Origin of the sequence: Yoonia ponticola (genome assembly GCF_014199395.1) — a bacterium.
GTDB lineage: Bacteria > Pseudomonadota > Alphaproteobacteria > Rhodobacterales > Rhodobacteraceae > Yoonia > Yoonia ponticola.
In genome coordinates, this window is the sequence record NZ_JACIJM010000004.1 from 95,748 (window position 1) to 120,624 (window position 24,877).

The following is a 24,877-nucleotide window of genomic DNA, read 5'->3' on the forward strand; positions in this document are numbered from 1 at the left end:
AAGCGTTCTTTAATCCTGCCGTGACAAGGTACGTTCAATCGCATCCTGCCAGCCCGCGTACCGCCGTTCGCGTGTCGGCTCGTCCATTTCAGGATCAAATCGCTGGTCCAACGCCCAATTCGCCGCGAACCCTGCCTGATCGGGGTAAACTCCGGCTCGCATTCCCGCCAACCACGCCACCCCCAGTGCCGTGGTTTCCAAAACCTGCGGCCGATCGACTGGCGCACCAATAATGTCGGAAAGGAACTGCATCGACCAATCAGAGGCGCTCATTCCGCCGTCCACACGCAAAACACCGGCATCTTTGGCGTCCGGCCAGTCACTTTTCATTGCGTCCAGCAAATCGCGGGTCTGATACCCCACGCTCTCTAACGCAGCCTTGGCAAATTCCGCAGGACCGGACCCGCGCGTCAGGCCATAAATCGCCCCCCGCGCATGGGCATCCCAATGCGGCGCACCTAGTCCGGTAAATGCAGGCACAAGGTACAATTCCTGTTCAATATCAGCCTGTTCGGCCAATGCTTGGGTCTCGCTCGCGTGCTCGATAATACCCAAACCGTCACGCAACCACTGCACAACAGCACCTGCAATAAAGATCGATCCTTCAAGCGCATAAGTGGCTTTCCCGTCCAACTGATACGCAATCGTCCCAAGCATCCGCTTCTGACTGCGCACAAGCGTATCGCCCGTATTTAACAGCGCAAAACACCCCGTGCCGTAGGTCGATTTCAACATACCTGGTTGGAAACACGCCTGCCCGATCGTCGCTGCCTGCTGGTCACCAGCAACGCCTAAAATCGGCATCTCTGCGCCAAACAGCTCCTCGGCTACGATCCCGAAATCTGCAGCACAATCAAGCACTTCTGGCAGCATCTTCATCGGGATATTCAGCCGCGCACAGATACTATCGTCCCACATGCCTTCGCGAATATTATACAACATCGTGCGGGCGGCATTGGTGGCATCGGTCACATGCCGTGCGCCCTTGGTCAGTTTCCAAATCAGGTAGCAATCGACGGTGCCAAACAGCAATTCACCCGCTTCGGCCCGCGCCCGAACCCCGTCAACATTGTCCAAAATCCAAGCCAGTTTCGTCGAGGAAAAGTAAGGATCTAGCAGCAATCCGGTCTTTTCCGTCACTTCATCCTCAAAGCCGTCAGCTTTCAGCGCCTGACAAACATCCGCCGTCCGTCGGTCCTGCCAAACGATGGCATTATGCACAGGTTCGCCCGTCGATTTGTCCCAAACAACAACGGTTTCGCGTTGGTTCGTGATCCCAATTCCCGACACATCCGCAGCCGTAATCCCCGCCTTTTTCAACGCACCTTTGGTGGTTGAAACGGTCGTGTCCCACAAGTCGGCCACGACGTGTTCCACCCATCCCGACTGCGGGAAATGTTGTGTGAATTCAATCTGATCCGAGGCGACAATGCCCATATCTTTGTCAAAAACGATAGCGCGGCTTGACGTCGTGCCCTGATCAATCGCCAGAATATAGGTCATGGAGTCCCCCCAAAATGTGTCGTGATTTTAACCGCCGTGGCCGCAGGCTCAAGCCGTACCTGCAGCGCCTTGCATATAGGTGTCGATTGCGGCGATTTCTGCGGCGTCTAAGCGCAAGCCCAACTTGCTGCGCCGCCACACGATATCTTCTGCGGTGCGGGCGTATTCATAGCGCATTAACCAGTTAACCTCTTGGGCGGTGATCGTCGCGCCAAAATCCTGCCCCAAATCAGCAGCCGTTGCCGCACCGTCCAGCATTTTAGCCGCATCCGTACCATAGGCGCGGATAAGCCGTAGCGCCCAACGAACTGACAGGAATGGATAATCCGCGATCAGCCCAGCAACAAGTGCATCGCGATCTTTCACCGCAAAATCCCCACCGGGTAGCGGCACACCAGCGGTCCAATCGGGATCGCCGCCTAAAAACGGCGTTAATTTCCCCATCACTTGCTCGGCTAATTTCCGGTACGTGGTGATCTTCCCGCCAAAAATATTCAGCAGCGGCGCACCATCGTCGTTCACCGTCAAAACATAGTCGCGGGTCGCTGCCGTCGCGGATTTCGCGCCGTCATCATACAATGGACGCACGCCGGAATAGGTCCAAACCACGTCGGCGCGGCTGATCGGCGCTTTAAAATACTGGTTTGCAAAGGCCACCAAATAGTCCTGTTCAGCCTCAGTCGCGACCGGTTTTACCGCCAAATCGGTATGTTCCGCGTCCGTTGTGCCAATCAGAGTAAAATCGGTTTCATAGGGAATTGCAAAGATAATGCGCCCGTCTTCGCCTTGGAAAAAATACGATTTATCGTGATCAAACAACTTCTTAGTGACGATATGCGATCCACGGACCAACCGCACACCAGCAGTCGCGTTCAGATGAACCACCCCACGGATCACATCCTCGACCCACGGACCGCCCGCGTTTACAATCGCACGCGCCGTGACCTGATGCACCGCGCCGCCCTGATCCAATTCGATCACCCAATGATCATCTTGGCGTTGCGCAGACACGACTTTGGTCCGCGTCATGATCTTCGCGCCACGCTGTTCAGCGTCGCGGGCATTCAGCACCACAAGCCGCGAATCCTCGATCCAGCAGTCCGAATATTCATACGCACGGGTGAATTTTTCGTTAAGCGGTGCACCCTCTGTCCCCGTCGTCAGATCAAGCGTTTCCGTGCCTTTCAAAATCTCGCGACCGCCCAGATTGTCGTACATAAACAGCCCCAAACGGATCAACCACGCGGGCCTGCGCCCCTTCATCCACGGCATGAAAAGCGTCAGCAGTTTGGACGTGGGCGTATCACCCTCGAACCGCATATCCTTATGATAAGGCAGAACAAATCGCATCGGCCATGAAATATGCGGCATCGCTTTTAGCAGCACTTCGCGTTCCACCAGCGCCTTTTTCACAAGACCAAATTCAAAGAATTCCAGATACCGCAAACCACCATGAAACAGCTTGGTTGACGCAGAGGACGTCGCCCCGCCAAGGTCGTTCATTTCGGCCAAACCCACCTGCAAACCGCGCCCCTGCGCATCACGCGCGACGCCCACGCCGTTGATCCCGCCGCCGATGACAAAAATATCAAAATCAGTCTGCATATGTCTGGCCTCACTTGTTTCGCGTGTCATAGCATCGCATGAAAACCGCACAATGCGCATGGTGCAATTATGTTCGGTTAAACCAAAGCGAACCACGTTAGATCAAATATTTCACGTGACCAAGGTTCGCTTATGAACTAAACCGAACCCATGCAAACCGAAGCCCGCCATACCGAAATCCTCGCCCGCGCCCGTGACAAAGGCAAGGTCAGCGCCACGTCGCTCGCCACGCATATGGGCGTCGCGGTGCAAACAATCCGGCGCGATCTGCGGCAACTATCCGACGCAGGTCTGCTGGAACGGGTGCATGGCGGCGCGGTTTTGCCCTCCGGCACTCGCAATATCGGCTACGATGATCGCCGTGCGCTGAACCGCGATGCCAAGGCGCGGATCGCGGCAAAAGCAGCGCTGCTGATCCCCGACAACGCCTCGCTTTTCCTCAACATCGGCACCACAACCGAAGCGTTAGCCCGCGCCTTGCGCAATCACCGCAACCTCAAAGTCGTGACCAATAATCTCAACGTTGCCATGACCTTAGCCGATGTGCGTGGCTGCGAAATCGTGGTCGCGGGCGGCGTACTGCGCCCTTCTGACGGAGGTCTTGTTGGTGATTTAGCCGCAATCGCGATCAGCCGTTTCAAGGTCGATATCGCCGTGATCGGCGCCTCTGCGATTGATCTCGACGGTGATTTGCTCGACTTCGATCCCGAAGAAATCCGCGTTTCTCAGGCGATCATCACCGCCGCCCGCAAAACCATGGTCATCGCGGATAAGGCGAAATTCACCCGCAAAGCACCCGTTAAAATCGGATCGCTCGCGCATGTGGAAGACTTTATCACCGATGGCATTCCATCAGAACGGCTCGCGAACGCGCTCGCCGACTGGCAGACTAAGGTTCACTTGGCTTAGTCGTCAATCGGGCCTTTGAACCCTGTCGCTACCACGAATTTTTCGGAACTATCTTGGCGCGACGACGGCGGTTTCACATTCGCAACTTTGGTAAAGCGGTTCTTGAGCAACTTCTGCAAGTCGCCCTCAGCACCACCCGCCAACGTCTTTGCGATAAACGTGCCGCCCTCAACCAAGACATCAAACGAGAAATACGCAGCCGCTTCACACAGCGCAATAATCCGCAAATGGTCGGTCTGTTTATGCCCAGAAGACGACGCCGCCATATCGGACATCACAACATCGGCCTGACCACCCAGCCAGTCCATCACTTGTTTATCAGCGCCTTCATCCAGAAAATCGAGCTGATGGATCACCGCGCCGGGAATCGGTTCAACCTCTTGCAGATCAACACCCAGGATCGTGCCCATCGGCTTTGCTTTGCGCTCGCCCAGCGAATTAATCCGCGGCACAGCGACCTGCATCCACCCACCTGGCGCACAGCCCAAATCAACGATACGCGCACCCGGCACGAGAAACTGAAACTTTTCGTTCAATTCCAAAATCTTATAGGCCGCACGTCCGCGATAGCCGTCTTTCTTGGCCCGCACGACATAAGGATCATTCAACTGACGCTGCAACCAACGCGTCGAACTTTGGCTGCGACCACGCGCAGATTTCACCTTAACGGTCAAATCACGTTGGCCACGGCCACTAGAGTTCTTGATCGGTGTCTTCGCCATTTCATTTCGCCTTAACAACTCGCCGCCGGCAGGCACGATTTTTCTAGAAAAATCGCTCTACCCTAAAACGGCGCATCTTCCAACACACCATCTGCGGACATTTGCTGATACAACAGCCCTTCGCGCAAGCCTCGGTCCGCCACTGATAACCGATCTGTCGGCCAAAGTCGCATCAAAGCCTGCAAAATCGCAGCCCCCGACATAATCAACGCCTGTCGGTCTTTGCCAATCCGTGGATCACTGCGCCTGCCATGCGGTCCAAGCGACAGGTAATCGCGGATCACCTTATCAATCTGGTCCGACGTCATCCGCAACCCGTCAACCTTGGTCCGGTCATAGCGTTTCAGTCCCAGATGGCTGGCCGCGACAGTTGTTACCGTCCCGCTGGTGCCAACGATCTGGAACCCCTCTCGGGCTTGGGCTGCGGCATAAGGCGCGAACTTCTCAAGGCTTTCTTCAAAAAACCACGACATCAGCGCAAACCGTGCGGCGTCGTCTTCGACGTCTGCAAATTGGTCGCGCAGCGTGGCCACCCCCAGCGGCACCGAAATCCAATCCACAACTTTGGCAGCCGCAAACGGACCCGGATCAGACTTGAACCCCGCATGCAGCCGCATAATCGCATGAGGCCGCTCGCGCTTGGGCACTTTGGTCAGGTCGATCCACACCAGTTCCGTCGATCCCCCGCCAATATCCACCACCAGCAGTTGTTCCGTCTTGGTACTGACCAGTGGCGCGCAGGAAATCACTGCCAAACGCGCTTCTTCCTCTGGCTTGATAATCTCTAGCTTCAGCCCCGTCTCGCGACTGACCTGTGCTACAAAATTCGCACCGTTCTTGGCGCGCCGACACGCTTCGGTCGCGACCAAACGCATGCGTTTGACCCCGTGCCTGTCCAGTTTCTGCTTGCACACACGCATCGCGGCAATCGTCCGGTTCATGGACGTGCGCGACAGTTTGCCCGTGCTTTCCAGACCATGGCCCAGTTGCACTGACTTCGTAAAACTATCCACCACATGAAACTGACTGCCCTTGGGTTGGGCAATCAACATGCGACAGCTATTTGTGCCCAAATCCAAGGCAGCATAAAGCTGCGCCGGATCAGGCGATATTGGCGCGGGGGTCTCGACCGCTATAGGGAACGCGCCCGCACCGTTGGGACGCTTGGGCGCCATTTGCACGCCCTCCATTTCAAGTTATCCCCAAGCTATGTGTCAATGCCGCCTCGCGCAAGCCTTGCCTGCCCTGTGATCACGCTTTCATGAACCGGACACATGACCTTGATGAATATATCGGGACCACGCGACCATGGCCAAGTCACCGCCCTGTCGCCATATAGGCGAGGTCGCCAATGTCGCAAACGTGTCGAAATCGAACGATGCGTCAGACAAATGGCTGCTACAGATGGACTATCAAGGAGGCCGCAATGGCAAATGTGATCATCGTTTACTGGCGCGACATGCCTGCACAAGTTCTGGTCGGACGTGGACGCCGCGGCGTCAAACTGCCGCTGCCGGAACGGTTCGAGCAAGCCATTGATCGGGCTGCGATGAAATCAGGTGCCGCAGAATCGGACGCCTACCTTGAAGGGTTCCGCAAAGCTGATCCAATCCCCGTTGATGGCAGCGACGAAGAGGCAGCAGCCGCAACCGTCGCCAATATCGAGGCGGAATACGATCAAGAGCGGATCAAGACCCTGATCGCGAACGATGGTTGGGCCTAACGCCCTGCCCCATTCTGTAAAGGAGGCCGTGATGGCCCTGCTCAACTTCCGCAAGAAACCCGTCGAAACCGACATGGTGTCGCCCAATGTGAGCGCCTTTCTGAATGGCTATTCCATCGAGGTGATGCCGCGCACCGCCGAAAAAGTCATTGATTTCCAAAGCCTGCTGCCCGCTGGCACCCGCGTCTATATCGCCCATATCGACGGCACACCGATCGACGACATGGTGGCGACAGCTAAACGGTTGGCGGCGGATGGCATGAACGTGATGCCGCATTTTCCAGCGCGGATCATCAAGGATCACGCGATGCTTGCTGACTGGATCGCCCGCTACCAAGGCGAAGCAGGCGTGGATCAGGCGCTTTTGCTGGCTGGTGGCGTGGCAGAACCGCACGGCGATTTCCATTCCTCGATGCAATTGCTCGAATCCGGTCTGTTCGACAAAGCAGGTTTTCAACGTCTGCACGTCGCGGGCCACCCCGAGGGGAATAAAGACATTGATCCAGACGGGTCCGACGCCAATGTCATGGACGCCCTGCGCTGGAAGCAGAAATTTAACGAGACCACCGACGCGGACATGGCGCTTGCCACACAATTCGCGTTCGAGGCAGACCCGATCATCGCATGGGCCGACGCGCTGCGCGACGCAGGGATCACCATCCCGATCCACATTGGCATCGCTGGCCCCGCGAAACTGCAAACACTGATCAAATTCGCGATTGCCTGCGGCGTTGGCCCGTCCCTCAAAGTCCTGCAAAAACGCGCTATGGACGTCACCAAACTGCTGCTGCACTACGAGCCGACAGACATCGTGACCAAACTCGCGGACCACAAAGCAGCCAACCCCGACTTTAATATCGATAGCGTCCACTTCTTCCCGCTTGGTGGGATCAAGACCAACGCTAACTGGGCCATCGCCCAAGGCGGGGACAGCACGATCCCGGCCAACCCAAATAAAACACCTGAGTGAAAGCACGCATATGACCCGCACGATTGTTGAGAGTAAGACGAAAACGGCCATCATCGGCTTTGATCAGCCATTCTGCGTGATCGGCGAGCGGATCAACCCAACCGGGCGCAAAATTCTTGCGGCAGAGTTGGAAATGGACGACTTTTCACGGGTCGAAGCCGACGCCATTGCGCAGGTTCTCGCAGGCGCGAACATCCTCGATATTAACTCTGGCGCGGTGTTTTCGAACAAAATGGCCGAAGATCCACGCTACGCCGACAACAACTTTGTTGAGCCGATGTTGATGAAAGCGCTAATCGAACGTGTGCAAGCCATCACCGACATTCCGCTGTGCATCGACAGCTCTGTACCCGGCGCGTTGGAAAACGGACTAGCCGCCGCCGAGGGCCGTCCGCTGCTGAATTCCGTGACAGGCGAAGAAGAGCGGCTGGAATTGGTGCTGCCACTGGTTAAAAAATACAACGTGCCAGTTGTGGCGATTTCCAACGATGACACAGGCATTTCCGAAGACCCCGACGTGCGTTTTGAAGTGGCGAAAAAGATCGTGCAACGGGCCGCAGATTTCGGGATTCCCGCGCATGACATCGTGGTTGACCCGCTGGTGATGCCGATTGGCGCAATGTCTACGGCAGGCCTGCAGGTCTTTACCCTTGTGCGCCGCTTGCGCGAAGAACTCGGCGTGAACACCACTTGCGGCGCGTCCAACATTTCCTTTGGCCTACCAAACCGCCACGGCATCAACAACGCATTCCTGCCCATGGCTATTGCGGCTGGCATGACGTCGGCGATCATGAACCCAGTGGCGCTGCCGATTGGCCCTGCAAAGATCGCCGCGAAAAAAGAGCTCGTGCTCGCATCCGGCATCATCCTACCCGACGACATGGACGACGAAGCCTTCGTGCAAATGTTCGGTCTCGGCTCGACCAAAGCCCGCGCAGGGTCTGAAATGGAAGCAATCCGTGCGGCGAACTTCCTGACCGACAATGACGCGTCAGGCACCGAATGGATCAAAGCCAACCGTGTGGCCCCAAAAGAAGGTGAAGGCCGTGCTCGCACAGGACGGCGTCGGCGGGGCTAAGTTAACGCTTCGTTTAAGATGAATGGGTAAAGTGGGGCATGTTTATTGCCCCACATCCCCGTCACGCGAAGGCCGATCAATGGCTTGCGACGATTTTTAACGCAAAGGCTGTGCAAAACGGCGGTGTCGTGCGACGGCATCGGGCGTGGATTGAAGCCGAAATTGGTCGCGACAGATTTGAAAATGAGGTCAGGCGTCGCGGGTTTCATTTGATAGAAACAGGACACCAACTGGTTGTCATCTGCAATTCTGGCGCAATTCGCATAATTTTCTAAGAACAAATTTTCTAGAAAATTTGCCCGATTTTTCTAGAAAAATCGCTAACTCTCGGCCTTTTTCAACCAGCGTCCATCTTCTTGCGCCCAATATTGCGCCTTGCAGCCCGCTGTGGTCAGCGCCTTCCACTGTCCCCGGGCATGGTTCAACGCACCCTCATCATAGCCATCAAACAAAATACAAACACGTTCAGCGGCCCCAATTTCGTCGACCGTCACATCGGCGCCGCCGACAGACATCACACATTGAAACCCTACCGCTGGCACCTGTGTTCCGAGCAACACAGGCTGGTCCGCATCATGCGCACCACCTGCCATGCCATGCGGCAAAAACCCGTCATTCCAAAGGGTTGCATCCAGACGTTCAAGTAAACCTGCATCGCGGCCGCGCACCGCCACCCGCCAACCAGCCTCACGGCATTTGCCCAGCAACATCGGCAAAGTCCGCTCAAGCGGACTATCGGTCAGATGGTAAAAATACGCGGCCCCCATGTGATTAGACCTCGTACTTGTCGGCAATCAAGCGGTTCAACGCCATCACACCCCAACCCGTCGCACCCGCAGGAGCCAGCGCTGTCTCGGTCTTGACCGACGCTGTGCCTGCGATATCGAGGTGACACCACGGAACGTCGTCTTTCACAAACCGTTTCAGGAATTGCGCGGCGGTGATGGACCCAGCCAAACGACCCCCGACGTTCTTCATATCCGCAATCCGCGACTTGATCAGCGCGTCGTAGGCTGGCGACATCGGCATCCGCCAAGCACCTTCGCCCTCGTTGCCTGCGGCCTTGATGAACGCGCCAGACAGATCGTCAGAGTTCGAGAAAACCCCTGCGTTTTCATTGCCCAAAGCCACCAACATCGCACCCGTCAGCGTGGCCAAGTTGATCATCCCAACAGGCTTAAACCGCTCTTGCGCGTACCAAAGCACATCCGCCAACACCAACCGTCCTTCGGCGTCGGTGTTGATGACTTCGATCGTATCGCCCTTCATCGAGGTCACAACATCACCCGGACGCACAGCATTGCCGGACGGCATATTCTCAACGATTCCAACAAGGCCCACGACATTGGCCTTCGCCCCGCGCAGTGCCAGCGTCTTCATCACGCCGGACACAACACCCGCGCCGCCCATGTCCATGGTCATGTCTTCCATGCCCGCACCCGGTTTCAGGCTGATGCCGCCGGTGTCGAACACCACGCCTTTGCCGACCAGCGCAAACGGGGCTTCATCGCCGCCGCCGTTCCACTGCATCACCACAACTTTGGACGGGCTGTCCGACCCTTGACCGACGCACAAAAGCGAGCCCATGCCGAGCTTCTCAAGATCGGATTCTTCCAGCACCTCAACCTGCAAACCAATCGCAGACATCGCGGCCAGTTGGTCCGCAAAAGACGTCGTCGTCAGATCGTTCGCAGGGGCATTCGTCAAATCACGTGTGAAAAACACGCCTTCAACCACGGCTGCAATCGGCGCATAGGCTGCTGTCGCGGCCTCTGGATCATTGACCATAAAGGTCACAGCACCCGTCTCGGCCTTGTCGCCCGTCTTATGCGCGTCGTAGCTATAATTGCGCATCGCGATGCCTTGCGCGATTTCTTCTGTCCGGTAAGTAGACCCTGCAATCACCAACATCCCATCTTTGCCTAGGCACTTGGCCAAATTCGCCCCCGCCCTGCGTGCCTCGGTTGATGTTGGACGGCGCGGCAGTTTTACAACCAGCAGCGCGTCGGCCTCCATTCCCACGGGCATCGTCACCGAAGTCACGTCACCCGCCTTGGCTTTTTCAAAGGCGTCGCTTTCTGCGATCCGCTGGACAGTCTTGCGGGTCAGTGAATTCACCTTGCGCGCGCCTTGGTCCATTTTGCCGTCTTCGGTCACAAAAACCGCGACTTTTCCAGCGGTTACGACGAGTTCTTCAAGTGCGGTTTCGGTGAATGTGATAGCTGTTGGCGTTGTCATTTTGACCTCTTGGGGAAATACGTTGCCCTTTACGTAGTCCTCTGCCCGCCGATTTGCCAGATATCAGTTCAAACTCCCTGCGACTTGGGGTAGTGAGACGGCTAAGCACAAGATAAAGCACAAAGAGGTACGCAACGTGGCACGGTTCGACAGATATATGCTGTCCCAGCTTGTCGTCATGTTCGGCTTTTTCAGCCTCGTTCTAGTATTGGTCTACTGGATCAACCGGGCCGTGGTTCTATTTGACAGCCTGATCGCGGACGGACAATCGGCGGCTGTGTTCCTAGAATTTACCGCTCTGTCTTTGCCCAGCGTCATTCGGATCGCCCTGCCCTTGGCCGCATTCGCGGCTGCCGTTTACGTGACCAATCGCATGTCCACCGAATCCGAATTGGTCGTCGTCCAAGCGACTGGTTTCTCGCCCTACCGTCTGGCGCGGCCCGTGCTGTACTTTGGCGTGATCGTCTTTGCGCTGATGACGTTGCTGATGCACATCCTCGTGCCGCTGGCATCTGCCCGCCTCGATGCCCGCACAGCCGAAATCGCGCAGAACATCACATCGCGGTTCCTCACACCCGGTGAATTTCTCGAACCCACCGACGGGCTGACCTTCTACATCGGCGACGTGACACCAGCGGGCGAACTCAAGGATGTTTTCCTTGCTGACCTGCGCAATATCGACCGCCAAGTCACCTACACAGCCGCCTCTGCCTACCTCGTGCGCAGCGACGAAAGCACGCAATTGGTGATGGTTGACGGCATGGCGCAAATTCTCGAACCCGACGGGCAACGCCTGTCCACCACATCCTTCAAAGACTTCGCCTATGACATTGGCGGTTTCATCACCGTCACCACCCGCGAGGGCCGCCGCGACGCCGAAGTCCCCACGCTCGAATTGCTTCGCGCAACGGACGCGCTGGTGGCCGAGACAGGCAAAACCCGCGCCGAACTGATCGCCCGCGCCCATGACCGGATCAGCCAGTCGATCTTGGGGTCCGTCGCGGCATTGCTCGGGTTCGCAGCCCTAATTGTCGGGGGGTTCAGCCGCTTTGGCGTGTGGCGGCAAATCGTCATCGCGATTTTCCTGATCATCGTCATCAAAGCCGTCGAGACCGCTGGCCTCAACGCCGCCCGCGACGACCCAAGCCTGTGGTTCGCGGCTTACGGTGCGTCCGCCGTCGGCCTGCTTTTCGTCGCGGCGCTGCTCTATATGTCCGCCCACCCGTCACTGTTCAAACGCAGGATACCCGCATGATCCTGCACCGTTATTTCGCAATGCGCTTTCTAAAGACCTTTGGCGGGGTGCTTGGCATTTTTGTGCTTATCTTGGTGTTCCTTGATCTAGTGGAACAACTGCGCCGCTTTGCAAACACGCCTGCGACTTTTGCTGATATCATGGGCCTGACGTTGCTGAACGTGCCGCAAGGCATCTACGCGATCCTACCGCTCATCATGATTATTGCCACGATTGCGTTGTTCTTGGGGCTGTCGCGCTCGTCGGAAATGGTTGTGACGCGAGCCGCGGGCCGCTCTGCGGTGCGCGCGCTGATGTCGCCGCTGCTGATGGCGTTTTTGATCGGCGTCATTGGCGTCGCCGTCATCAACCCGATTGTCGCCGCCACCTCGCGTGAATTCGAGGCCCGCAGCAACGCCTTCAAAGGCCAAGACCGCGTGCTAACGCTCGGATCAACGGGCCTGTGGTTACGCCAAGGCGACGTGACGGGCCAAACCGTGATCCGCGCTGAGACTGCGAACCTCGACGGCACCGAATTGCAAAACGTGACCTTCCTGACGTTCTCCACCGCTGGATTACCAGTTGAACGCACCTCCGCCGCAAACGCAGTTCTGACAGGCGGCGCATGGGAGCTATCCGACGTCAAAATTTGGCCGCTCATCGGCGCACGCACCCCCGAAGCGAACGCGATGCTGCTCGACACTCACACCATCCCCTCGACACTGACCGCTGACCAAATCCGCGACAGTTTCGGCACGCCGTCGTCGATTCCGATCTGGGAAATACCCGCCTTTATCAACCGACTGCAAACCGCAGGGTTCTCGGCGCAGCGGCATCAAGTCTGGCTACAGATGGAGCTGGCAATGCCAGTGTTCCTTGTCGCGATGATGATGATCGGGGCCAGCTTTACAGTGCGCCACCAACGCGGCGGCCGCACGGGCCTGATGGTTTTGTTTGCGATCATGCTATCCTTTGGCACATATTTCGTCCGTAACTTTGCGCAGATCATGGGCGAAAACGGACAATTGCCCCCGGCTCTTGCGGCATGGGCGCCCCCACTTGCGGCGATTGGGCTTGCGCTTAGTTTCCTGTTGCACAAGGAAGACGGCTGATGCGGTTTTTGTTCACATGCCTGTTCTTGCTATCCCCGCTGGCGGCTGCGGCCCAAGGCGTGGCGACGCTTGTCGCTGATAGCGTCTCGATTGAAGGCGACGACCGCTTGATCGCCAACGGCAACATCGAAGTGTTCTACGACGACACCCGCCTGTCCGCCGCCAGCATTATCTACGACCGCACAGGCGATCAGCTAATCATCGAAGGCCCGATTTATATCCAGACGGTTGACGGCGAAATCATCACGGCGGACAGGGCCACGCTGGACCCGAAGCTTGAAAATGGCATGTTGCGCGGCGCACGGCTGGTGCTGGATCAGCAACTCCAACTGGCCGCGAACCAGATTGATCGGGTCGAAGGACGCTATTCGCAGCTCAACCGCGTTGTCGCGAGTTCTTGTTCGGTGTGTAACGGCGGGCCTGCGCTGTGGGATATCCGCGCCGAACGGGTTGTACACGACCAAGACGCGCAGCAACTTTACTTTGAAAACGCGACTTTCCGTGTGCGCGGCTTGCCCGTGATGTGGCTGCCGTATGCCCGCCTTCCAGATCCGACACTGGACCGCTCCACTGGCCTGCTGATCCCCGATTTTCGCAACTCTGACCTGCTGGGTTTCGGGATCAAAGTCCCCTATTTCATCACGCTGGGCGAGCACCGCGACCTGACGCTGACGCCCTACCTGTCGTCCGAGACTACCACCCTAGAGGCCAGCTACCGCGAAGCTTTCCTCAGCGGTGATCTGAACATCGAAGGGGCGCTAAGCCAAGATACGCTTGACGAAGATCGCAGGTCTTACCTGTTCGCAGATGGTGAATTCGACCTTGGCGGCGGGACTGTTTTGTCCTTTGATATCAAGACCGTCAGCGACACAGCTTATCTGACTGAATACGGCTACGCCGACCTTGACCGTCTGGAAAGCAGCGTCACGCTTGAAAATATCACCGCAGATCGGTTGTTCCGCGCACGGTTCAGTTTCTTTGAGACGTTGCGCGACGACGAAGAAAACGCAACGCTGCCACCCATCGTCGCAGACCTGCGCTACGAGAAACGCGACGAACTGCTTGGCGGCGACGTCACGTATGGCTTTTCCGGCGACGTGGTGATCCGCACCGGCACTGGCACAGGCGACGACGGACGCGACGTGGGCCGCATCGGATCATTCGGGTCATGGACCCGCGACCTGAATTTACCCGCCGGACTACAAGGCGACGTAACCGGCGCACTGCGTGCAGACCAGTATTTCATCAAAGACGACAGCGCCTATGCATCGTCATTCACACGGCTTGTCCCCACGATTGGGGCCACATTCAGCTGGCCACTGATCGCGGGATCAACCACAGGTGCCAGCCATATGCTGACGCCAACTCTGGCCGTCGCGTGGTCAGACGCCTACGGTGACACACCGCCAAACGAAGACAGCACCCGCGCCGAACTCGACCAATCGAACCTGTTCGATCTGTCCCGCTTTCCGGGCGACGACCGCGTTGAAACAGGCACGCGGGCAGCTTTAGGCGTCACATACACCCGCCAAGGGGCCGCAAGCAGCTTTTCATCGCTGACCTTTGGCCGAGTTGTGCGCAGCAGCTCTGACGATGACTTTTCGGCGTCCTCGGGTCTTGCTGGCAAAGCCTCTGACTGGTTGCTTGCGGGGCAAATCACCTCGCCGCAAGGCGTGCATTTCGACGGGCGCGTGCTGGTCAGCGACGCGCTAGAAACCACACGCGGCGCAGGCCGCTTAGGCTGGCGCACCGACACCGTGACACTAGACGCCGCCTACATCTGGCAGGCAGCAGACGCCACCGAAAGCCGCCCCGACGCCGTGTCCGAATGGACCCTCGATACAGCCGTGCAACTGAACGACGCCTTCAAGCTCAGCGCCGATGCCCGCTACGATATTGCAGCCGACAGCCCCGCCACCGCCGGATTGGGCGTAGAATGGCGCAACGAATGCGTGACTGTTGATCTTTCGGTCTCGCGCCGCTTTACGTCTTCAGATACGATTGACCCATCCACGGACTACGGCCTATCCGTGTCGCTGAACGGCTTTTCTGCCGGACGCAGCGCACAAGGCCCAAGTGCTGGATGCCAGAAATAATGACCCTACCCCTGACCATCCGGACAAACCGGATGCGCCGACCTACGAGGAACCCGATGCGCGCACTTAACATTCTTTGCAGCCTGATCGCCCTGACAGTCGGCTTTTCACCCTTGCCGACGGCAGCACAAAGCCAGTTCGGACCGTCGATCACGGTCAACAACACAGCCATCACGGGCTACGAGATCGACCAACGGGCCAAATTGCTGGAATTGTTCCGCACACCGGGCGCAGGTCGGTCACTGGCCCAAGAGCAACTGATCGAAGACCGCCTGAAGCAGTCCGAAATGGACAAAGCAGGGCTGCAACTGGCCGATGGCGCATTGCAAACGTCGCTCGAAGAATTTGCAGGCCGCGCGAACCTGACGCTCGACCAGTTCTATGCAGTGCTGTCGCAGAACGGCGTCGCCCCTGAAACGCTACGGGATTTCGTCGAAATCGGCGTGACATGGCGCGACTATGTGCGGTCGCGCTTTGGATCACGGGTCCAAATCACCGAAGGCCAAATCGACCGCGCGCTTGCATCATCGGGTGCCACCACCGATGGTATCGAAGTACTGCTGTCCGAAATCATCATTCCGGCCCCACCCCCACAAGCGGCGTCTGCGACGGCAACTGCCGAGCGCATCGCGCAAACACGGTCCACCGCGACGTTCTCTGCTGAAGCGCGGCGCGTCTCTGCTTTGCCATCGAAAAACAATGGCGGACAGTTGGGCTGGTTACCAATCTCGAACTATCCACCACAATTGCGCAGCCTGATCCTTGGGCTTGGCACTGGTGAAGTCACCGCACCGATCCAGATCCCTAACGGCGTGGCGCTGTTCCAAATGCGCGGCGTGCGCGAAGTCCCAACCCCGCGCCCCGTCCCATCCGCCATCGAATACGCAGCCTACTACATGGGCGGCGGACAATCTGCAGCACGTGCCTTGGCTGACCAAGTCGACACCTGCGACGACCTTTACGGCGTGGCACAAGGACAACCTGCCGAAGTGCTGGAACGCGATAGCCTCGCCCCTGCGGACATCCCGCAAGATGTGGCGCTGGAACTCGCACGGCTTGACGCAGGCGAAGTGTCCTACAACCTGACACGCGCAAACGGCCAAACAACCGTGTTCCTGATGCTGTGCAACCGCGTCTCTGCGGGCCAAGAAGGCGTTGACCGTGACGCGGTGCGCAACCAATTGCGCGGCACATTGCTGGCTGGATTTGCAGACGCATTGCTGGCCGACTTGCGCGCAACTGCGACGATTACGGGCCAGTGATTACAACGCCCGCACAAAAACCTATCGTCATCAGCTGCGGCGAACCTGCGGGCATCGGACCTGAAATCGCTGTCGCGGCATTTCGGGCGGTGCATGCGGACACGCCGCTGCTGTGGCTCGGTGATCCACGGCATTTGCCTGCTGGCACCGACTACGCCTGCATCGACGATCCTGCGGCTGCGGCAGACCTGAGCGCCGCCGGAACACTGCCCGTCATGCCTATCACCATGGGCGGCACCGCCATTGCAGGCACAGCAGATCCCGCCAACGCGCAAGGCGTGATCGACGCCATTGCAAAGGGCGTGGCGCTGGTCACAAACGGTCAAGCCCGCGCAATCTGCACCGCGCCTATCCACAAAGCAGCACTGATCGACGGCGCGGATTTTGCCTATCCGGGGCATACAGAATACCTCGCTGCCCTCGCAGGCATTGACCGCGTGGTGATGATGTTGGCCTGTGACGCATTGCGCGTGGTGCCGGTCACGATCCATGTGCCACTGGCACAAGTCGCGACCGACCTTACCGCCAGCCTGTTGACCGACACGTTGCTGATCACTCATGCGGCCATGCGGCGCGACTTTGGCGTCAAACGCCCACGGATCGCAGTGGCTGGCCTGAACCCACACGCAGGCGAAGACGGCAAAATGGGCGTCGAGGAAATCGAAATGATCACGCCCGTCTTGGACGCCTTGCGCAGCGAAGGCATGGACCTGATTGGCCCGATGTCCGCTGACACGATGTTCCACGCAGCGGCGCGGCAAAACTACGATGTGGCTGTCTGTATGTACCACGACCAAGCGTTGATTCCGGTCAAAACACTGGGCTTTGATACGGGCGTGAATGTGACGCTTGGACTGCCGTTTATCCGGACATCACCGGACCACGGCACGGCGTTCGACATCGCGGGCAAAGGATTAGCTAATCCATCGTCGATGATCGCGGCGATACGTATGGCCGCGACAATGGCGGACGCACGGCATGATTGATAATGCGGGACGCCTGCCAGCGGGGCGAGTTGTTAAAGGCGAAATGAAGTTATGAGCACAATTGATGATCTTCCCTCGTTGCGAGATGTGATCGAAACCCACGGGATCGCGGCGAAAAAATCGCTGGGGCAGAACTTTCTGTTGGATCTGAACCTGACGGCCAAGATCGCGCGAATGGCGGGTGATCTGTCGGGAGCTGATGTGTTAGAGATCGGGCCCGGCCCCGGTGGTTTGACCCGTGGATTGCTGGCCGAAGGTGCGCGGCGCGTATTGGCAATTGAAAAGGACGAACGCTGCATGTCGGCCCTTGCCGAGATTGCGGCGAAATATCCGGGTCAATTGGAAGTCATCAACGGCGACGCGCTTGAGATCAATCCGCTGACCCATCTGACGGCACCGATCAAAGTGGCCGCGAACCTGCCGTATAATGTCGGCACGGAATTGCTGGTGCGCTGGCTCACGCCGCCGCAATGGCCGCCGTTCTGGGAAAGCCTGACACTAATGTTCCAGCGCGAAGTGGCGCAGCGGATCGTGGCGGAACCGGGGACGAAAGCTTATGGGCGGTTGGCGCTACTGGCGCAATGGCGGGCAGAGCCGCGTATAGTGCTGGACCTGCCGCCAGAAGCATTCACGCCGCCACCAAAGGTGAGTTCAGCCGTCGTGCATCTGACCGCCCTGCCCGCACCACGGTTCGAGGCTGATCCAGCCGTGCTGAACCGTGTTGTCGCCGCAGGATTTAACCAACGGCGCAAAATGCTGCGGTCCGCGCTTAAGGTGCTAGGACCGGATATAGAGGATCATCTGCTTGCTGCTGGGATCAAACCGACGGAACGGGCGGAACAGGTGCCGTTAGAGGCGTTCTGCGCTTTGGCACGCAGCATTGCCGCGGCGCGTTAACAGCAACACATACCCCTCGCGTTACATATCACCATAAAAAAAGCCCCCCGAAATCGGAGGGCTTTTTCTTATTTATTCTGCGGCTTCCGGGGCGGACCCGGTGTCCGGCGCGGGCTGGGATGTGTCACCGTCGGGTGCTGCATCTGCCTTGGGCGCGCGTGGCTTGCGCGGTTGACGCGGGCGGCGCGGCTTTTTCTCGGCTTGCGGCGCTGGCGCTTTTTCCGGCTGCGGCTGATCGTCGGTTTTCGCCTCTGGCGTATCAACCAAATCAGACTGCGTTTCCGGCTCGTCTTGCACAGCGGCAGAATCGTTTGCCGCCGCTTCCTGCGCTTTCAAGCGGTCCGCACGTTCGCGGTCACGCTCTGCTTGGCGCTCGCGGTTCTGCGCTTCTTGCTCTTCGCGCTTGGCGTCGACCTCTTTTTGGGCCTCCGCCAGCATCCGCAAATAATGTTCTGCGTGTTGCGCAAAGTTTTCCGCGTTCACACGGTCACCAGACAATTGGGCGTCGCGGTGAAGCTGGTTGTACTTTTCAATAATCTGCTGGGGCGTGCCGCGCACCTTCCCGTCTGGGCCGCTGCTGTCAAACACACGGTTAATCAGGCTGCCACCAGTTGGGCGGTTGTTGCGGTTCTTATTGCCCCGCGAACGCGACTTCGATGATCTCATGGAATGCTTTCCGTCAAGCCTACGGGCTTAGTTGCGCTTTAGTATCCTGGTCCGCAGAAATGCAGCATGTCAGGAATAAGCGTGTTTGGCGATAACCAACTAGAGCATAACTGCTCTGCTGTTGGTGTATTTGAAAAAGCACGCGACGTCGTTTTGTGCAACCCCAAAGTGCCCTTCAACACGTTGAAACTACGTTAACGGCTGGATTTTTGCCCAAAACCCACACGATTCCGCCCATCCAAGTCGTCAATGACGCGGATTTTCGCGAATCCCTGTGCAGCAAACATCGCGCTGACCGCTGGACCTTGTGTCGGTCCGATCTCGACCAACAAGTGCCCGCCATCGGTTAAATAGTCAGGCGCTTTGGCGATGATTGTGCGGTAACACGACAACCCGTCAGCCTCGTCGGTCAAGGCCATGCGCGGCTCGTGATCGCGCACTTCGGGTTGCAAATCCGTCATCTCATCGGCTGCAATATAAGGTGGATTGGACACGATCAGGTCGAACTGACCCTCTACCGCGTCGAACCAATCAGAGGTCACAAACTGGACCTGTGAGACGCCCAACTGCGCGGCATTGCGCTGCGCCACGGTCAAAGCCGCCGCCGACATATCCGTACCGACACCCACCGAATCGCGACGCTCTGCCAAAAGCGACAAAAGAATGCAGCCCGATCCGGTGCCCAGATCAAGAACCGACTGAAACGGAACGGCAAGCGCCGCTTCGATCAAGGTTTCCGTATCAGGACGCGGGTCCAAAACATCGCAGGTCACATAAAACCGGTGTTTGTAAAAATCACGGTAGCCTAGAAGATGCGACAACGGCTCGTGTGCGGCCCTTCGCGCGACAAGCGCCGCAAACGCCGCCCCGTCACCACCAACATGCGCCCACAACCGCTGCGCCTCGCCCAAAGCACCCGCAAACCCAAGCTGGTCCACTGCTGCCTTGATCAATCCGTCATCCGCTGCCGACACATCCCAGAATTTGCCGTCCGCGAAAAATCCGCTCACGCGCCCATCTCTGCCAGCAACGCGGCTTGCGCGTCAGATGTCAGCGCAGAGATAATTTCTTCGAGATCACCCTGCAAAATCTGGTTCAGAGAATAGAGCGTCAGGTTAATCCGGTGATCCGTCATCCGGCCCTGCGGGAAGTTATAGGTGCGGATACGTTCCGAGCGATCGCCAGACCCCACCTGCGCCTTGCGATCCGCAGAGCGTTCGCCGTCCACCCGTTGCCGTTCCAGATCAAACAGCCGCGTTTTTAGCACCTGCATCGCAATTTCGCGGTTCCGGTGTTGCGATTTTTCAGCAGACACCACGATGATTCCCGTTGGAATATGGGTAATCCGTACCGCAGAATCGGTTGTGTTGACGTGCTGACCACCCGCACCAGAGGCCCGCATCGTATCGATACGAATGTCGGTGGACGCGATCTGAATATCGACATCCTCGGCCTCTGGCAGCACAGCAACTGTGGCGGCTGACGTATGAATGCGCCCGCCGCTTTCGGTTTCCGGCACACGCTGGACGCGGTGCACGCCGCTCTCGTATTTCAGCTTGGCGAACACACCTTCACCAACAACCCGCACCGTGGCTTCTTTCACGCCACCAAGTTCAGATTGTGAGTGTTCGAGAATCTCAAAGGTCCACCCTTGGCCCTCGGCATAGCGCTGGTACATCCGCAGCAAATCGGCGGCAAATAGCCCCGCTTCATCGCCGCCAGTGCCCGGTCTGATCTCTAGCAACGCAGGTCGCCCGTCCGCGGCATCCTTGGGCAACAACGCAAGCTGCACGTCATGCTCTGACCCAGCCAATTGCGCCTTAAGGTCTGGCAATTCCATCTCTGCCAGCTCGCGCATTTCGGGGTCTTTCAGCATAGCCTCGGCTTCAGCGATCTGCGTGACCAAATCCTTATACGCCGAAACCGTATCAACAACGGGCTTTAAGTCACTGTATTCTTTAGCCAAAGCCGCAATATCGCTGCCTGCCACATCACCTGACATTTTGGCTTCAAGAAACTGAAACCGATTAATCAGTTGGATAATTTTTTCTTCAGCAATCATCAGCTTGCCATGTCCTGATCCATTGAAACGGCCAAGGGACCAAGTGCGGCAAGCCAGCCTTCGACGCGGGCTTTGTTCACGCCAAGATCGCTTTTGCCATAGCGCAACCGCCCCTCGATCATCAACAAAGGTCCGGCGTTATCAATGGTTCCAGCCGGAATGATCGACACGGTGGTATAGTCAGGAAATCCCATCACCTTGGACCGTGTCACGAACGTCACCATGCCTGTGTCAACGGTGCCCATCAGCGCCTCTGTGCGGTCGGTTTCCATCGCCACTTGGGTTAACGCCTGTAGGACGTCTTCGGGCGACGCCGTGATCTGGCGCACAGCGATAAAGCCACCCGCCGCCGGATAATCGCCGGGCGCACGCGGCTCGGCTTGGACGTGAACAGCCGTGGCATCATGCGGCGCGAGGCGTACATAAACGAACGCGGCGACAATCACGCCAAGGGCCAGCAACATAATCATACGCATAATTCGGTCTCACTTTGGGAATTTCGGTGCACGGCCTGTGTACGTGCTGTGCACGGGTTGTGCCACCCTATCTATACGGCACGCCCGGCAAGATCGACAGCATCTCGAACATCAAATTCGCACCCGTCAAAGCGGTATTGCCCGACATGTCATAAGGCGGCGATACCTCGACCAGATCGCAGCCGACGATGTTCAAGCCGCGCAAGCCACGGATCAATTCCATCGCTTGCGGTGTCGTCAGCCCACCGATTTCCGGCGTGCCTGTGCCGGGTGCACACGCGGGATCAAGGCTGTCGATATCATAGGTGATATAGGTTTTCTGGTCGCCAATCTTTTCTTTAATTTCAGCAGCTAACGGGGCGAGGCTCATGTGCCAGAGTTGTGGTGCGAGATACTGGTTAAAGCCCCATCCGGCGGCCTCGGTAAAGTCATCAGCCGTGTATCCGGTGCCGCGCAGGCCGATTTGGAAGACCTTGTCAGCGGTAATCAGACCTTCCTCATAAGCGCGGCGAAACACCGTGCCGTGGGTCTCGCGTTCGCCAAACATCTCGTCATTTACGTCAGCATGGGCGTCCACATGCACCAGTGCCACAGGCCCATGTTTCTTTGCAATCGACCGCAAGATCGGCAGCGTCAAAGTATGATCGCCACCCAGTCCCATCGGGATAATGTCATGCTTTAAGTGTGCGTCGTAAGTCTCTGTAATCAAACAAATAGACTCTTGCAGGTTAAAAGTATTGATCGGCACATCGCCAAGGTCAGCACAGTGCAACGCATCAAACGGCGCAGCCCCCGTTTGGATATTATAAGGTCGGATCATCGCCGATTGTTCGCGCAATTGTTTCGGCCCCATCCGCGTACCAGATCGCCAAGACGTGCCAATATCCATCGGAATCCCGATAAAACCAACATCCAGCCCTTCTGCGCTACTCACTTCGGGCAGGCGCATGAACGTCTGCGGTCCAGAGAACCGCGCCAGATCATTACCGGATATCGGCATATTCGGCATCACATTTTCCTTTTATTCCAGAGTGCTAGACAGCAAAGCTCCATCGCGACATGCGCACCTGCAACCGCTGTGGCACCAGTGGTATCATAGGCTGGTGACACCTCGACCACATCGCCGCCAACAACGTTAATGCCAGCCAAATCACGCAGGATCGCCGCCGCTTGCCACGACGCCAGACCGCCCCAAACTGGCGTCCCCGTTCCAGGTGCAAATGCGGGGTCCAAAGCATCGATATCAAATGTCACATACGTCGGATGGTCACCGACGATTTTCTTAACCTCTTCAACGACATACGCGGCACCCTTCTCGTGAACTGTGCGGGCGTCAATGTAGCGCATACCAAGGTAATCGTCGCATTCGGTTCTGATCCCGATTTGCACCGACCGCGACGGGTCCACGACGCCTGCTTTCACCGCCTTATACATGAACGTGCCGTGGTCGATCCGGTCCATGTCGTCGTCGGCCCAAAGGTCGGAATGGGCATCAAACTGGATCACCGACATTGGCCCGAATTTCTCCGCATAAGCCCGCAAAATCGGCAGCGTCATAAAGTGATCGCCACCCAGCGCGACCGTGCCCGGCCCTTGCGTTAATATTCCGGCAATATGATTCTGTAATAGTGTAGGAAAGCTGGGCGTATAGGCGTAATCAAAGGCAAGATCACCATAATCAACGATAGAAAACTCTGACAAAGGATCAAAACCATCCCACCCATAAGGCGGATCATAAGGCTGCAAGGTTGATGCCTCGCGGATGGCGCGTGGCCCCATGCGGCAGCCGCTGCGATGCGTTACGGCTTGGTCAAATGGCACGCCTGTGATGGCCAGATCAACGCCCGCTAAATCCTTGGTGTATTTGCGGCGCAGAAACGACGTGGCCCCCGCAAAGGCATTTTCAAACGCCAACCCACGCGGGTCATCCACTGTAAACGCACGGTCAATTTGGCGTTTTGCATCTTCTAAGCTCATGATCGTCTCCAAAACTTGGTTCCACCTGACACCGCCAGTTTAGCCCGGTCAAGAAAAACACATCACCCGATTGCGGACCGCCACGCTGCGGCAGTCCACACAAATCATATCTTGCGCGGCACGCGCCCATTTGGATCAAGCCAAGGGATCACCCCAAAGGCTGTGCAGTTTCCACCAATCGTGCGAAAAACGACGCACCATGCGCAGCAGTTTCGTCGTCGAAATCAAACTTCGGATGATGCAGCCCCGCAGTGTCGCCGTTACCGATGAACAGATACGAACCCGGAATGCGTTCGAGGAAAAACGCGAAGTCTTCCGCACCCATTTCCGCGCTTGCCGCATCATTCACCGCCGCATCGCCCGCGATTTCGCGGGCCACGTCGCACGCAAATGCTGTTTTAGCCGGATCATTGATCGTCGCCGGATAGCCGATTTCATAATCAAGACTGACCTCCACGCCAAAGCTAACCCCTTGCCCCGCGCAGATTTCTTCCAAACGGCGCATCACCATCGCTTGGACGTTTTTGTCGTAGCTGCGCACCGTCGCTTGAATCCATGCGGTGTCTGGGATCACGTTGTCGGCAGAGCCTGTGTGGATTTGCGTGACCGAGATCACCAGTTCGTCGAACGCATAGTGATTGCGACTGAGAATCGTTTGAATCGCTTGCACAATCGACACCGCTGCGACCACCGGATCGGCCGTTTCGTGCGGCGTCGCCCCATGACCGCCGCGCCCTTGGATCGTGATTGTCGCCGTGTCCACCGCCGCCATGATCGGCCCCGGCGTGGTCTGGAAATGACCGACAGGCAGGCCCGGCAAGTTATGGAGCGCGTAGATTTCGCTGATGTTGAATTTTTCCAACACGCCTTCGCGGACCATCACTTCGGCACCGCCGATGAGTTCTTCGGCGGGTTGGAAAATCAGCGCGACGCGACCTTTAAAGTTCCGCGTTTCCGCCAAATACCGTGCCGCGCCCAACAACATCGTCGTGTGTCCGTCGTGGCCGCAAGCGTGCATCGCGCCGGTTATCGTCGAAGCGTAATCAAGCCCCGTAATTTCATCCATCGGTAGCGCGTCCATGTCGGCCCGCAAGCCGATTGTGGGACCGTCGCCCTGCCCTTCGATGATCGCCACGACGCCTGAAGTGGCAATACCTTCGTGGATGTCCGTAATCCCGAACGCGCGTAGTTTTTCCACGACAAACGCCGCCGTTTTATGGCAGTCGAATACCAACTCTGGCTGGCTGTGCAGGTGCCTGCGCCACGCGGTCATGTCTGGGGTGAAATCGGCAATGCGGTTGATGACGGGCATGTGGGACACTCTGTTATTGGAACTTGGGATTGGCGGCAATATGGTCGCA

Annotated in this window: 23 protein-coding genes; 10 read left to right on the forward strand and 13 right to left on the reverse strand. The window is 57.5% G+C overall.

The genetic code is table 11. The annotated features are described in order from the left end of the window. Positions 1 to 9: 9 nt before the first annotated feature. Both glpK and glpD read right to left on the reverse strand, forming a co-directional pair. On the reverse strand, positions 10 to 1,503 hold the full coding sequence (gene glpK / locus FHS72_RS07780) for a glycerol kinase GlpK (RefSeq protein WP_183527787.1): 1,494 nt from the start codon (positions 1,501 to 1,503) through the stop codon (positions 10 to 12). 48 nt (positions 1,504 to 1,551) lie between these two features. Then, complete coding sequence (glpD, locus tag FHS72_RS07785; RefSeq protein ID WP_183527788.1) at positions 1,552 to 3,108, reverse strand: glycerol-3-phosphate dehydrogenase; 1,557 nt, start codon at positions 3,106 to 3,108, stop codon at positions 1,552 to 1,554. A gap of 150 nt (positions 3,109 to 3,258) precedes the next feature. Here glpD and FHS72_RS07790 point away from each other — a divergent pair, with 150 nt between their 5' ends. Beyond that, complete coding sequence (locus FHS72_RS07790; protein ID WP_183527789.1) at positions 3,259 to 4,017, forward strand: DeoR/GlpR family DNA-binding transcription regulator; 759 nt, start codon at positions 3,259 to 3,261, stop codon at positions 4,015 to 4,017. Here FHS72_RS07790 and FHS72_RS07795 read toward each other — a convergent pair. Together FHS72_RS07795 and FHS72_RS07800 are read right to left on the reverse strand one after the other, a co-directional pair. After that, positions 4,014 to 4,739 (reverse strand): RlmE family RNA methyltransferase, encoded by a 726-nt coding sequence (locus FHS72_RS07795; protein ID WP_183527791.1) that lies wholly within the window; start codon positions 4,737 to 4,739, stop codon positions 4,014 to 4,016. The genes FHS72_RS07790 and FHS72_RS07795 overlap by 4 nt on opposite strands. 62 nt (positions 4,740 to 4,801) lie before the next feature. After that, on the reverse strand, positions 4,802 to 5,914 hold the full coding sequence (locus FHS72_RS07800) for a Ppx/GppA phosphatase family protein (RefSeq protein ID WP_183527793.1): 1,113 nt from the start codon (positions 5,912 to 5,914) through the stop codon (positions 4,802 to 4,804). 251 nt (positions 5,915 to 6,165) lie between these two features. Here FHS72_RS07800 and FHS72_RS07805 point away from each other — a divergent pair, with 251 nt between their 5' ends. The 3 genes from FHS72_RS07805 to FHS72_RS07815 are packed head-to-tail and all read left to right on the forward strand — an operon-like array spanning position 6,166 to position 8,510. Beyond that, a complete protein-coding gene (locus FHS72_RS07805; RefSeq protein ID WP_183527795.1) occupies positions 6,166 to 6,462 on the forward strand; it encodes a virulence factor in 297 nt (98 codons plus the stop codon). 31 nt (positions 6,463 to 6,493) lie between these two features. Continuing rightward, a complete protein-coding gene (locus tag FHS72_RS07810; protein WP_183527797.1) occupies positions 6,494 to 7,432 on the forward strand; it encodes a methylenetetrahydrofolate reductase in 939 nt (312 codons plus the stop codon). A gap of 10 nt (positions 7,433 to 7,442) precedes the next feature. Then, positions 7,443 to 8,510, forward strand: coding sequence for a dihydropteroate synthase (locus tag FHS72_RS07815; RefSeq protein WP_183527799.1), 1,068 nt, complete (start codon positions 7,443 to 7,445; stop codon positions 8,508 to 8,510). A 320-nt stretch (positions 8,511 to 8,830) separates the two neighbouring features. On the opposite strand, the gene FHS72_RS07820 is transcribed toward FHS72_RS07815, so the two are convergent. Further along, a complete protein-coding gene (locus FHS72_RS07820) occupies positions 8,831 to 9,277 on the reverse strand; it encodes a DNA polymerase III subunit chi (protein WP_183527801.1) in 447 nt (148 codons plus the stop codon). 4 nt (positions 9,278 to 9,281) lie between these two features. Then, on the reverse strand, positions 9,282 to 10,748 hold the full coding sequence (locus FHS72_RS07825; protein WP_183527803.1) for a leucyl aminopeptidase: 1,467 nt from the start codon (positions 10,746 to 10,748) through the stop codon (positions 9,282 to 9,284). Between the two features lie 136 nt (positions 10,749 to 10,884). On the opposite strand from FHS72_RS07825, the gene lptF reads away from it, so the two are divergent. From lptF to rsmA, 6 genes are read left to right on the forward strand one after another with little or no spacing between them, the layout of a single operon-like run. Next, positions 10,885 to 12,003 carry an LPS export ABC transporter permease LptF gene (lptF, locus tag FHS72_RS07830; protein ID WP_343042662.1) on the forward strand — a complete coding sequence of 373 codons (1,119 nt, stop codon included), beginning with the start codon at positions 10,885 to 10,887 and terminating at the stop codon, positions 12,001 to 12,003. Continuing rightward, positions 12,000 to 13,094: an LPS export ABC transporter permease LptG gene (gene lptG / locus FHS72_RS07835; protein ID WP_183527805.1), complete on the forward strand. Its 1,095-nt coding sequence runs from the start codon at positions 12,000 to 12,002 to the stop codon at positions 13,092 to 13,094. The genes lptF and lptG overlap by 4 nt, the downstream gene beginning before the upstream one ends. Further along, entirely contained in the window at positions 13,094 to 15,190 is a 2,097-nt protein-coding gene (locus tag FHS72_RS07840) for an LPS-assembly protein LptD (protein ID WP_183527807.1), read from the forward strand. The genes lptG and FHS72_RS07840 overlap by 1 nt, the downstream gene beginning before the upstream one ends. A 56-nt stretch (positions 15,191 to 15,246) precedes the next feature. Then, positions 15,247 to 16,452, forward strand: a complete 1,206-nt coding sequence (locus FHS72_RS07845) for a peptidylprolyl isomerase (RefSeq protein ID WP_183527809.1) — start codon at positions 15,247 to 15,249, stop codon at positions 16,450 to 16,452. After that, positions 16,449 to 17,438 (forward strand): 4-hydroxythreonine-4-phosphate dehydrogenase PdxA, encoded by a 990-nt coding sequence (pdxA, locus tag FHS72_RS07850; protein ID WP_343042663.1) that lies wholly within the window; start codon positions 16,449 to 16,451, stop codon positions 17,436 to 17,438. The genes FHS72_RS07845 and pdxA overlap by 4 nt, the downstream gene beginning before the upstream one ends. A gap of 51 nt (positions 17,439 to 17,489) precedes the next feature. Beyond that, entirely contained in the window at positions 17,490 to 18,335 is an 846-nt protein-coding gene (gene rsmA / locus FHS72_RS07855; RefSeq protein ID WP_183527811.1) for a 16S rRNA (adenine(1518)-N(6)/adenine(1519)-N(6))-dimethyltransferase RsmA, read from the forward strand. A 72-nt stretch (positions 18,336 to 18,407) separates the two neighbouring features. On the opposite strand, the gene FHS72_RS07860 is transcribed toward rsmA, so the two are convergent. From FHS72_RS07860 to FHS72_RS07890, 7 genes are all read right to left on the reverse strand, one after another. After that, positions 18,408 to 19,001, reverse strand: coding sequence for a DUF4167 domain-containing protein (locus tag FHS72_RS07860; RefSeq protein ID WP_183527813.1), 594 nt, complete (start codon positions 18,999 to 19,001; stop codon positions 18,408 to 18,410). Between the two features lie 194 nt (positions 19,002 to 19,195). Continuing rightward, on the reverse strand, positions 19,196 to 20,011 hold the full coding sequence (gene prmC / locus FHS72_RS07865; RefSeq protein ID WP_183527815.1) for a peptide chain release factor N(5)-glutamine methyltransferase: 816 nt from the start codon (positions 20,009 to 20,011) through the stop codon (positions 19,196 to 19,198). Next, complete coding sequence (prfA, locus tag FHS72_RS07870) at positions 20,008 to 21,063, reverse strand: peptide chain release factor 1 (RefSeq protein WP_183527817.1); 1,056 nt, start codon at positions 21,061 to 21,063, stop codon at positions 20,008 to 20,010. The genes prmC and prfA overlap by 4 nt, the downstream gene beginning before the upstream one ends. Next, entirely contained in the window at positions 21,063 to 21,539 is a 477-nt protein-coding gene (locus FHS72_RS07875) for a DUF1499 domain-containing protein (RefSeq protein ID WP_183527819.1), read from the reverse strand. The genes prfA and FHS72_RS07875 overlap by 1 nt, the downstream gene beginning before the upstream one ends. 67 nt (positions 21,540 to 21,606) lie before the next feature. Continuing rightward, positions 21,607 to 22,548 (reverse strand): agmatinase, encoded by a 942-nt coding sequence (speB, locus tag FHS72_RS07880; RefSeq protein WP_183527821.1) that lies wholly within the window; start codon positions 22,546 to 22,548, stop codon positions 21,607 to 21,609. After that, a complete protein-coding gene (gene speB / locus FHS72_RS07885; RefSeq protein WP_183527823.1) occupies positions 22,548 to 23,516 on the reverse strand; it encodes an agmatinase in 969 nt (322 codons plus the stop codon). Before speB (FHS72_RS07885) ends, speB (FHS72_RS07880) begins: the two co-directional genes overlap by 1 nt. 148 nt (positions 23,517 to 23,664) lie before the next feature. Beyond that, entirely contained in the window at positions 23,665 to 24,828 is a 1,164-nt protein-coding gene (locus FHS72_RS07890) for a M20 aminoacylase family protein (RefSeq protein WP_183527825.1), read from the reverse strand. Between the last annotated feature and the right edge of the window lie 49 nt (positions 24,829 to 24,877).